Annotated in this window: 12 protein-coding genes and 1 pseudogene; 1 reads left to right on the top strand and 12 read right to left on the bottom strand. The window is 71.1% G+C overall.

The window, feature by feature from the left end:
* The 11 genes and pseudogenes from ACLL9L_RS07860 to hisI form a co-directional block, all read right to left on the bottom strand.
* Positions 1-950: pseudogene (locus ACLL9L_RS07860) on the bottom strand (glutamate synthase subunit alpha); the annotation flags it as partial.
* Between the two features lie 138 nt (positions 951-1,088).
* Positions 1,089-1,991 carry a prolipoprotein diacylglyceryl transferase gene (lgt, locus tag ACLL9L_RS07855; RefSeq protein ID WP_411284089.1) on the bottom strand — a complete coding sequence of 301 codons (903 nt, stop codon included), beginning with the start codon at positions 1,989-1,991 and terminating at the stop codon, positions 1,089-1,091.
* Positions 1,991-2,809: a tryptophan synthase subunit alpha gene (trpA, locus tag ACLL9L_RS07850; protein WP_411284088.1), complete on the bottom strand. Its 819-nt coding sequence runs from the start codon at positions 2,807-2,809 to the stop codon at positions 1,991-1,993. The genes lgt and trpA overlap by 1 nt, the downstream gene beginning before the upstream one ends.
* Positions 2,806-4,062 carry a tryptophan synthase subunit beta gene (trpB, locus tag ACLL9L_RS07845; protein ID WP_411284087.1) on the bottom strand — a complete coding sequence of 419 codons (1,257 nt, stop codon included), beginning with the start codon at positions 4,060-4,062 and terminating at the stop codon, positions 2,806-2,808. The genes trpA and trpB overlap by 4 nt, the downstream gene beginning before the upstream one ends.
* Positions 4,059-4,913: an indole-3-glycerol phosphate synthase TrpC gene (gene trpC / locus ACLL9L_RS07840; RefSeq protein WP_411284086.1), complete on the bottom strand. Its 855-nt coding sequence runs from the start codon at positions 4,911-4,913 to the stop codon at positions 4,059-4,061. The genes trpB and trpC overlap by 4 nt, the downstream gene beginning before the upstream one ends.
* A gap of 81 nt (positions 4,914-4,994) precedes the next feature.
* Positions 4,995-5,444, bottom strand: coding sequence for a DUF2752 domain-containing protein (locus tag ACLL9L_RS07835; RefSeq protein WP_411284085.1), 450 nt, complete (start codon positions 5,442-5,444; stop codon positions 4,995-4,997).
* Between the two features lie 61 nt (positions 5,445-5,505).
* Entirely contained in the window at positions 5,506-6,219 is a 714-nt protein-coding gene (locus ACLL9L_RS07830; protein WP_411284084.1) for an RDD family protein, read from the bottom strand.
* Between the two features lie 174 nt (positions 6,220-6,393).
* Positions 6,394-6,711 carry an HGxxPAAW family protein gene (locus tag ACLL9L_RS07825; RefSeq protein ID WP_411284083.1) on the bottom strand — a complete coding sequence of 106 codons (318 nt, stop codon included), beginning with the start codon at positions 6,709-6,711 and terminating at the stop codon, positions 6,394-6,396.
* 68 nt (positions 6,712-6,779) lie between these two features.
* Positions 6,780-7,370: a Trp biosynthesis-associated membrane protein gene (locus tag ACLL9L_RS07820; RefSeq protein ID WP_411284082.1), complete on the bottom strand. Its 591-nt coding sequence runs from the start codon at positions 7,368-7,370 to the stop codon at positions 6,780-6,782.
* A complete protein-coding gene (locus tag ACLL9L_RS07815) occupies positions 7,367-8,920 on the bottom strand; it encodes an anthranilate synthase component I (RefSeq protein WP_411284081.1) in 1,554 nt (517 codons plus the stop codon). The genes ACLL9L_RS07820 and ACLL9L_RS07815 overlap by 4 nt, the downstream gene beginning before the upstream one ends.
* Positions 8,913-9,287, bottom strand: a complete 375-nt coding sequence (gene hisI / locus ACLL9L_RS07810) for a phosphoribosyl-AMP cyclohydrolase (protein ID WP_411284080.1) — start codon at positions 9,285-9,287, stop codon at positions 8,913-8,915. The genes ACLL9L_RS07815 and hisI overlap by 8 nt, the downstream gene beginning before the upstream one ends.
* A gap of 257 nt (positions 9,288-9,544) precedes the next feature.
* Here hisI and ACLL9L_RS07805 point away from each other — a divergent pair, with 257 nt between their 5' ends.
* A complete protein-coding gene (locus tag ACLL9L_RS07805) occupies positions 9,545-9,907 on the top strand; it encodes an STAS domain-containing protein (RefSeq protein ID WP_411284079.1) in 363 nt (120 codons plus the stop codon).
* A gap of 233 nt (positions 9,908-10,140) precedes the next feature.
* Here the strand turns inward: ACLL9L_RS07805 and ACLL9L_RS07800 are convergent.
* Positions 10,141-10,462 (bottom strand): hypothetical protein (locus ACLL9L_RS07800; protein ID WP_411284078.1); only part of this gene is annotated, 322 nt, incomplete at its 5' end.

Raw genomic sequence — 10,462 nt, 5'->3', positions numbered from 1 at the left:
ATCATCATCAGCACGGCGTGCGGGAGCGAGCGGCCCCCGAGGTGGAGCAGCTCGAGGACCTCGTCGAAGGTCGCCGAGTCCGAGGCGCCGGGGCTGCAGATCGGGAAGATGCGCTCGAGGTCGCCGGGGATGATGTCGGAGGTCAGCTGGCTCTCGCGGGCGCTCATCCAGTTGCGGTTGCCCTTGACGGTGTTGATCTCGCCGTTGTGGGCGATGAAACGGTAAGGGTGCGCGAGCGGCCACGACGGGAAGGTGTTCGTCGAGAAGCGCGAGTGGACCAGCGCGAGCTCGGTCTCGAAGCTGCGGACGGACAGGTCCGGGAAGAACGGCTCGAGCTGGCCGGTCGTGAGCATCCCCTTGTAGACGAGGGTGCGCGAGGACAGCGACGCGAAGTAGACGTCGGTCTCGAGCTCGGCGCGCTTGCGCAGACGGAAGGCGAACCGGTCCAGCCCGACGCCGACGTTGCGCCCGATGGCCGAGGAGACGAACAGCTGGGCGAAGTGCGGCATGCAGGCCCGAGCCACGTCGCCGACGAGGTCCGCCGCGATCGGGACGTCACGCCAGCCGAGGACGGTGAGCGACTCCTGGGCGGCGATCGCCTCGACCCGGGCGACGACCTCGGCGCGCTCGGTCTCGTCGACGGGCAGGAAGGCCAGGCCCACGGCATACGCGCCGGCCAGCGGCAGGGTGAATTCGACGACCTCGCGCAGGAACCCATCCGGCACCTGGACAAGGATGCCCGCGCCGTCCCCGGTGAGCGGGTCCGCGCCGGTGGCGCCGCGGTGGTCGAGGTTCCTCAGGGCGGTGAGGGCGTGCTCGACGATGTCGTGGCCGGCGCTGCCGCGCATGGTCGCCACCATGGCGACGCCGCACGCGTCGTGCTCCAGTTCGCGACGGTACAACCCGGTATTCGCCGGGAGGGCCGAGAAGAGGGGGCGCTGAGGGGACATCACAGTCTCACCGTCCTGTTCGTTCGTCCATGAGGCAGGGACCGCCCTCAGACAGACATGGAAGCGCAGCTGGACGGCGTCGGCCAGTGCTCTCGAAGAATAGCCGGGCTGTCCAGCAGTCCCACACTCTGATACGTCTCATTCCACATCCTGAGATGTGGGCACCTTCTCGAGTGGCTCGGAGGTGTCGGTGTCCAGCTCGGCACGTCGCCGGCCGAAGTGGACGTAGAGGAACGCCCCCAGCGCGAAGACGAGGATGGAGACCCAGACGTTGACCCGCAGGCCCAGGATCCGGTTCGCCTCGTCGGTGCGCATCAGCTCGATGACGAACCGCCCGACGGGGTAGCCGGCGATGTAGAGCGCGAACACCTGGCCGGGACGGAACGAGTGCCGGCGGTCGAGGACGACGATGAGCAGGGCGAGCAGCAGGACGAAGATCGCCTCGTAAAGGAACGTCGGCTGGAAGATCCCGGCCACGACGGGCTCGCCCGCCGCGTCGCGCACCGCCTGACCTGCCTGCTGGTCCCACTCGTAGACCTTGAGGCCCCACGGCAGCGTCGTCGGCGACCCGTGGATCTCGTTGTTGAAGTAGTTGCCCCACCGCCCCATCGCCTGGGCCACGAGGACGCCGGGTGCCGCCGCGTCCACGAAGGAGAGGAAGCTGATGCCGTGGCGCCGGCAGCCGATCCACACCCCGACCAGGCCCAGGGCGACCGCGCCCCAGATGCCGAGACCGCCCTCCCAGATCTTGAGCGCGTTGAGCGGATGGCCCCCCTCGCCGAAGTAGGCCTGCGGGGAGGTGATGACGTGGTAGAGACGGCCACCGAGGATGCCGAACGGCACGGCCCAGGCCGCCACGTCGAGCGTCTGGCCGGCCTTGCCGCCACGGTCCCGCAGCCGACGCTGGGTGATCCAGACCGCGACGACGATCCCGGCCAGGATGCACATCGCATAACCGCGGATCGGGATCGGCCCGAGGTGCCAGACCCCCGTGGTCGGGCTCGGGATCTCGGTCACCACCGCGGTGAGCACGCGGCCCATCACCGGGCCACCGCCTGCGGCCGGACGGCGCGGACCCCGGCGGCGAGATCCTGCACGAGGGAGCGCAGCGCCCGGAGGCCGTCCTGGTGGGTGGGTGCCTCGCCCAGCGCCCGCACGAGTGCCGACCCGACGATGACGCCGTCGGCGAACCGCGCGACGTCGGCCGCCTGGTCGCCGTCGGAGACGCCGAGGCCGACGCAGACGGGCAGGTCGGTGACCTCTCGGGTGCGCTCGACGAGGCCCTCGGCAGCGCTCCCGACGGTGGTCCGGGTGCCGGTGACACCCATCGTGGAGGCGGCGTAGACGAAGCCCCGGCAGGCCGCGGTCGCCGTGACGAGCCGCTCGGGGGTCGAGCTCGGCGCGACGAGGAAGACCCGGTCCAGGTGGTGCTCGTCCGAGGCCGCGACCCAGGCGCCGGCCTCGTCGGGGATCAGGTCAGGGGTGATCAGGCCGGCCGCCCCCCCGGCGGCGAGGTCGGCCGCGAAGGCGCCGACCCCCCGGCGCAACACGAGGTTCCAGTAGGTCATGACCAGGGCCGGAGCACCGGCGTCCCGCACCGCCGCGGTCGCCGTGAAGACGTCGCTGACCCGGCTGCCGCCGCGAAGGGCGTGCTCGGCGGCGTGCTGGATGACCGGGCCGTCCATGAGCGGGTCGCTGTAGGGCACGCCCACCTCGACGATGTCGACACCGGCGTCGACCATCGCCCTCATGGCCTCGATCGAGCGGGGGACGTCAGGGTAGCCCACGGGGAGGTAGCCGACGAGGGCGGCGCGGCCCTCGGCCCGACACCGGGCAAGGACATCGGTGACGGCGGTCATGCCTGCACCCCGTCCGCGAGGTCGAGATCCTCGCCGCCCTCGGCGACACGGGCGTTCATGCCGCTGTCGGGTCCGTCCAGCAGGCCGAACCAGGCGGCAGCGGTGTGCACGTCCTTGTCGCCTCGACCGGAGAGGTTGACCAGGAGGACGGCGTCCGGCCCGAGCTCCTTGCCCACGTCGATCGCCCCGGCCAGCGCGTGGGCCGACTCGATGGCCGGGATGATGCCCTCGGTGCGGCAGAGCAGCTGGAACGCCTCCATGGCCCGGTCGTCGGTGATCGGGCGGTACTCCGCTCGGCCGCTGTCGAGCAGGAAGGAGTGCTCGGGCCCGACGCTGGGGTAGTCCAGTCCGGCCGAGACGGAGTGGGATTCGATGGTCTGACCGTCGTCGTCCTGCATGACGTAGGTGAAGGCACCGTGGAGCACGCCAGGCACACCGGAGGAGAACCGAGACGCGTGCCTGCCCGTCGAGATCCCGCTGCCGCCGGCCTCGAGGCCGACCAGCCGCACGCCGGTGTCGTCGAGAAAGCGGTGGAAGATGCCCATGGCGTTCGACCCGCCGCCGACGCAGGCGAGGACGACGTCGGGAAGGCGCCCGACGAGGTCAAGGACCTGTGCCCGCGCCTCGACGCCGATGACCCGGTGGAAGTCACGGACCATCTCGGGGAAAGGGTGCGGACCGGTGACGGTCCCGAGGACATAGTGGGTGTCCTCGACGTTGGCGACCCAGTCTCGCAATGCCTCGTTGACGGCGTCCTTGAGGGTGCGGCTGCCGTTCGTGACCGGCACGACCTCGGCGCCGAGGAGCCGCATCCGGGCGACGTTGAGGGCCTGCCGCTCGGTGTCGACCTCGCCCATGTAGACGACGCAGTCGAGGCCCATCAGCGCGGCCGCGGTGGCCGTGGCCACACCGTGCTGACCGGCGCCCGTCTCGGCGATGACCCGGCGCTTGCCCATCCGCTTGGTGAGCAGTGCCTGGCCGAGGACGTTGTTGATCTTGTGCGAACCCGTGTGGTTGAGGTCCTCACGCTTGAGGATGACCCGGGCGCCCCCGGCGTGCTGCGCGAACCGCGGCACCTCGGTGATGATGCTCGGGCGTCCGGTGTAGGTGCGGTGCAGCCGCTCGAGCTCCCCCACGAACTCGGGGTCGATCATCGCCTTGCGGCGGACCTCGTCGAGCTGCTCGAGAGCGGGGATGAGCGCCTCGGGCACGTAGCGACCGCCGAAGTCGCCGAACCGGCCGGCTGTGGTCATGACGGCACCTCTCGACCGACTGATGTGAACGCTCTGACTGGTGTGGCTGGTGTGACCGGTGCCATCGGGGTGACTGCGGCGAACTGGGCGACGCGCTCGCGGGGCGACCCCCCGGTGACCAGCGCCTCGCCGACGAGGACGCCGCGTGCTCCCGCCGCGGCATACTCACGCACGTCGTCAAGGTCGCGCACGCCCGACTCCGCGATGGTGACGACGCCGTCCGGGATGAGGGGGCGCAGCCGCGCGAAGACGGTCCGGTCGACCTCGAGGGTCTTGAGGTTGCGGGCGTTGACGCCGATGACGACGGCGCCGCTGTCGACGGCGCGTCGCGTCTCCTCCTCGTCGTGGACCTCGACGACGGCCGTCATGCCGAGCGACTCGGCCTGCTCGCGCATCGACACGAGGTCGTCCTGGGCAAGGGCCGCGACGATGAGCAGGATGAGGTCCGCGCCCCACGCGCGCGCCTCGGTGATCTGGTAAGGCGTGACCATGAAGTCCTTGCGCAGCACCGGGATCGACACGGCCCGGCGGACCGCTGCGAGGTCTTCCAGGCGCCCCCCGAAGCGGCGCGCCTCGGTGAGGACGCTGACGGCGCTCGCCCCCCCTGCTACGTACTGCGCCGCGAGGGCGGCTGGGTCGTCGATCGTCGCGAGCGACCCCTTGCTCGGGCTGGAGCGCTTGACCTCGGCGATCACAGCGAGACCGGGGGCGTCGCGCAGGGCGTCGGCCGCCGCGAGCGCCGCAGGGACGTCGGCCAGGGCGTGCTGGAGGTCGCCGAGAGACGTCCGGGCCTGCCGTTCGGCAAGGTCGACCCGAACGCCGGCGATGATGTCGTCGAGGACGCTGGTCACGCCACCCAGTTTACGGGCCGACGGCGGTCGGTCGTGACCGCGGGTGAGGCAGGCCTCGGTTCCGATCGGGTCGGGCGCGGGTCACGGGGCGAGCCAGGCTCCGAGCGGCAGCTGGGGCAGGTTGCGCCACACCGTGAACACGAGGAACACCGCGGCGAGGGCCAGCCAGCCCCGGTTGGAGAGCGTGTGACGGGCCAGCTCGCGACGCTGCCACGCCGCGCTGGCCCAGAGCGCCCACGAGAGGGCGATGACGGGCAGCAGCACCATCAGGGGCAAGTTGGACGACATAGCGGCCGGCAGATCTCCGTGGCTGAGCGCCGCAACTCCTCGCAGGCCGCCGCAGAAGGGGCACCACAGCCCCGTCAGGCTGTGCATCGGGCAGAGCGGGATGGGGGCGACGTCGATGCCGCGGGTCGCGTGCAGGCGCACCACCACGGCCCCGACGGCCACGGCGGTGAGCACCGGCCCGACGAGGGCCCGCACCCGCGACGTCGTCGCGGGTGCGGGCCCTGCCGTGGGCGTCAGCAGCATGGTTTCAGCGTCCCTCGATCCGCCATGGCTCGGCTGGCCGTCGCTCAGTTGACCGGTCGCATCACGTGGCGACGGTGACGACGACGGTGCCGAGCATCTTGTCGGCTAGGGTCTGGCGCTTGGCGTCCCAGAGCGGGAAGAACCATCCGACGTAACAGATCAGGCTGTCGACGATGTGCGCAAGGTCCCGCATGAACGCCATGCCCATCCCGATCGGCTGGCCCGTGCCCTCCTTGACGAGCTTCACCCCCGCCACGCCCCGGCCGATCGTCTGTCCGGTCGTGCCGCCCTTGTACCAGCGGTTGAAGACGGCCATCCCGATGATGTAGAGGGCGCCGAGGTAGTAGAGAGCCGAAGGGGCGGTCACCGCTCCCGTCGCGTCCACCTTGGGGGCTCCGAGGCCATACAGGATGTAGCCCGGGATGTAGACGGCGATGTAGTCGATGACCCAGCCGATGGCGCGTTTGGCCCACGTGGCGAGGGCGCCGGTGTCTCCCGGCGCCGGGGCGCCGTACTGCGGGGCCTGCCCGTACGGCGGTGGCGGGGCCTGTCCGTACGGCGGCGGTGGCGGGGCCTGTCCGTATGGCGGAGGTGGCGGGGCCTGTCCGTATGGCGGAGGTGGCGGCGCCTGTCCGTATGCCGGCGGCTGTCCGTACGCCGGCGGCTGCCCGTACGGCGGCGGTGGGGGCGGTGGGGGCGGCCCCTGATGGCCCCCGGCATCCTGCGGGGAACCCTCCGGACGGTCGGGCTGCGGCGGCGTGTTCTCGTAGGACATGGGTCGAGGCCTCTCTGAGTAGGTCAGTGCGCCCCCGGGACGCGACAGGCTCGAGGATAGGCCTGGGGCAGGGACCAGGCGCGCGCTTGACCGCCACGGAACCCGCGCGTTTCCACCACCGCCCACGTGGCGCCCGACGCCCCTGACACGCAGCGCCCCGTGGCGCACGACCGGTCAGGCCGTCCCGCTGCCGACCTGGCTCTTCCCGGGGCGGTCGACGTGGTCGCCCTTCTCGCCTCGCGCACCTTTCATGGTGCCGGCCTTGGGTGCGCCGTAGCCCGCCATGGACAGGACCTTTCCGGTGGCCACGCCGATGACGGCGATGACGACGCCGATGACGAACCACAGCACCGACGGGAAGACCACGGCGAGCGACATCACGAGGGAGGCCACGAGGAGGATGCCGACGGCGACCCATGCCGCAAAACTGTGGCCGTGGTCCTCGGGCCCGTGCTCGAACTTCTGCTCGGACTCGGATGCAGACTCAGACACTGTTCCTCCTGCTCCCTCCCGCGACATGTCGCGGGTTGTCGTTCACCGATCTAGCCATTGTGTCAGGTTTACTCGTCGTCGACGGGGGCGGTCGGGTCGCGGCCCTCACTGAGGTCGTCCCACGTCGAGCGGCGCGTCCCCCGGCTGGGCCCGGTCTCTGCCACCACCGGCCGGTCGAAACGGCTGGACAGCCCGTCCCACCGTCCGACGGCCACGACGGTCAGGCCTGCGGCAACGCTGAGGACGGCGCCGAGGACGGCCGCGGGCCACGGCCAGACGGTCAGGCTCGCGTCCGCACCGACACCGCCCGTGCGGCCGAGCTGCTCGGCCGCCTTGCGCGCTACCGCGGCAGCGGGATCGGCGAGGACCAGGACGGTGAGGACGGTGGCCCCCACTGCCGCGAGGGTGAGCAGGACGGCCGAGATCCGACGGATTCGCGGGCCGCCGGTCAACACGGCGACGAGGGCCGCCAGCGCCACGGCGCCCAGCGCCACCACCGCCGGGGCCGCCTGCGACCCGGTCACCGCGACCGTCGCCTGGCCGAGCACCGGGTCGTCGGTGCGACCGGTGACCCAGGTGCGGGTGGTGAGCAGCAGCAGGAGCAGCGTCGGGACGGCGAGGAGCACGAACGTGTTGCGCTTGCCGAGGCGGTCGGTCATCGGCGTCGCCCCGCGGTCGGCGGTGTCATCCCGGCGGCCGACCGGACCGCGCGGATCACGGCCGCGGCCTTGTGCTGGGTCTCCTCGAATTCCAGCTGGGGCACCGAGTCGGCGACGATGCCTGCGCCCGCCTGGACGAACGCGGTGCCGTCCTTGACCAGGGCGGTCCGGATGGCGATCGCCATGTCGAGGTCGCCGGCGAAGTCGAGGTAGCCGACCACCCCGCCGTAGATCCCGCGCCGGGTCCCCTCCAGCTCGTCGATGAGCGCCATCGCCCGCGGCTTCGGTGCCCCCGAGAGCGTGCCCGCCGGGAACGTCGCGACGAGGACGTCGTAGGCCGTGCACCCGGGCCGGATGTCGCCGACCACCGTGGACTCCAGGTGCATGATGTGGCTGTAGTGCCGCACCGTCATGAACTCCACCGTGTCGACGGTGCCCGGTCGGCACACCCGCTGCAGGTCGTTGCGCGAGAGGTCGACGAGCATGACGTGCTCGGCCCGCTCCTTGGCGTCTGCGGCGAGCTCCTCCCCCAGTCGCACGTCGTCCTCGGGGGTCTTGCCGCGCGGCCTCGAACCGGCGATGGGGTGGGTGATCGCCCGGCGACCGGTCACCTTGACGAGGGCCTCGGGGCTCGACCCCACGACGTCGTATGCCGTGCCGTCGGGGTGCGGCAGGCGCAGCAGGTACATGTACGGGCTGGGGTTGGAGGCGCGCAGTGCGCGGTAGACGTCGAGCGCGTCGGCCTCACATGGCAGCGAGAAGCGTTGTGAGACAACGATCTGGAAGGCCTCCCCGGCCCTGATCGCCTCCTTGCACTGCTCAACCATGTCGTGGAACTGCTCCTGGGTGTGGGTGCTCGTGACCGGCGTGTCGACGGACGCGATGACGGCCACGGTGCTGTCGGCCGAGACGGCGAGCTCGTCCGTCATCCGGTCGAGCCGCTCGACCGCGTCGGCCCAGGCCCACTCGACGCGCTCGTCGGTGGCGTCGTAGTTCACGGCGTTGGCGATGAGCAGCAGTGAGCCGTCGGCATGGTCGAGCACGGCGAGGTCGGTGGCCAGGAGCATCGCGAGCTCGGGCAGCCCGAGGTCGTCGTGGCCGGTGTCCGGCACTCTTTCCCACCGGCGGACCGCGTCGTAGGTGATCGCGCCGACCATCCCCCCTGTCAGCGGTGGCAGCCCGGGGATGCGTTCGGTGGCCAGGGCGGAGACGGTGTGGCGCAGCGCCTGCATGGGGTCACCCGTGGTCGGGACACCGACGGGCGGCTCCCCGATCCAGTGCGCCTCCCCGTGCTGTTCGGTCAAGGTGGCGTGGCTGTGGGCGCCGACGATCGAGTAGCGCGACCACACACCTCCGTGCTCGGCCGACTCGAGAAGAAAGGTGCCGGGGGCGTTCTTTGCGAGCTTGCGGTAGACCCCGATCGGGGTCTCCCCGTCGGCGAGCAGCCGGCGCACGACGGGAACGACCCGGCGCTCACGGGCGAGCTCGCTGAAGACCTCGAGGCTGGGCCAGGTCGTGCCCCACCCGAGCTCCGCGGTGACGTCACTCATCCGGGACCCCGACGACGGCCGCGAGGGGCCGGGAGTCGAAGCAGGTCCGGTCGCCCGTGTGGCAGGCGGCGCCCACCTGCTCGACCTCGAGGAGCAGGGCGTCACCGTCGCAGTCGAGCGAGACGCGCCGCACCCACTGGACGTGTCCGGAGGTGTCGCCCTTGCGCCACAGCTCGCCCCGGCTGCGCGACCAGAACGTCACGCGCCCGGTCGTCAGCGTCCGGGCGAGGGCCTCGTCGTTCATCCAGCCGACCATGAGGACCTCACGGCTCTCGTGGTGCTGGACGACTGCGGCGACGAGTCCGGACGCGTCGCGCTTGAGCAGCGCGGCGATCGTGGGGTCGAGAGGGGTCGGGGCGGGAGGCACCTCGTCATTGTGTCCAACGGTCGCGGATGCCGGGCCATCGGCTCACGATCCGACTGCCCGCTCGCTCGCCAGTCGCAGTCTCAGCCACGTCAACAATGTCCTCCTCCGTGTACATTTGTCACAAGACACTACGTTCTCTTGATTTATGCGCAATCGGGAGTACCGTCTCCCCTGTTGTTTGTTTCATCCCTAACTGTTGTTGCCCCGGTCCCTGGCAGCACGTCCTTACCGATGTGTGCGCGGGAAGCCGAGGAGCCATGAGCAGCAACGAAACCACGCTCGCCCTACGGACAGGGAACGGCGCGACGCTGAATGTCGTCGGAGAGGTCGACGTCGTCAGCGTCCCTCACCTGCGGTGGAGGTTGCACCATGCGGCCATCGCTGCCGACGGACGTGAGCTGCTCGTCGATCTCTCGGCGGTGACGTTCATGGACTCCGCCGGCCTGCGGCTGCTGCTCGAGGTCCACCAGGTGTTGGGCCCCCGACTCCGCCTGCACGCGCTGCCGTGGTGCGTGGTGCGCCTCATGCGCCTCACCGGTCTGCTCGCCACATTCTCCGTTTTCGATGCCGTGGATCCCCGACCTTCACGGTCCCGGGGCGCCGGCCGGAGCAGCCGCTGAGCCGCTGCCGGGCTTCGACCGAGGTGCTCGTCCGCTAGGAACGCCCTTGGCCGCAGCCCCGGCGCAGGGAGGTCCGCCCCAGCCCCCGTGGAGCCGGGGGTGAAGTGAGAGCGGGCTCGCCTGTGGGACTGGATCCCCCGGTCCACATCTCAAACGCCGGTCGAGAGGAGCGGAGGCACCCAGCCGGGCTGGCCCCCACGCGGCTCCGGCAGCCGCGCCCCTGCAGCCGGGCCTCACGACCGACGACGGTCGCGTCCACGGTGCAGGAACTCCTCGAACGTGATCCCTGCCCAGAGTCCGGTCGATGATGTCCTCGACCTCACCCCGATCGATCCGCCCTTGCCCACCGAGAGTGCCGCACGGACCCGGCGCCGTTGACGATCGCCCAGCCCGACGAACAGCTCGTCGTGAGCCCCCCAGGCTTCTTCACCTGAGCTGTGCGACAGACCTCCCGCCGCCCCGCTGAACGCCGACGAGCCAACAGGGGACTCCTGGGTCGGCCGTGCGGACGGCGACGCATCCATGTGGATTGCAGTGTCGGGCTGGTGCCGGTCC

The organism is Lapillicoccus sp., from assembly GCF_046595215.1.
GTDB lineage: Bacteria > Actinomycetota > Actinomycetes > Actinomycetales > Dermatophilaceae > Lapillicoccus.
This window is presented reverse-complemented; position numbering and strand designations above follow the sequence as displayed.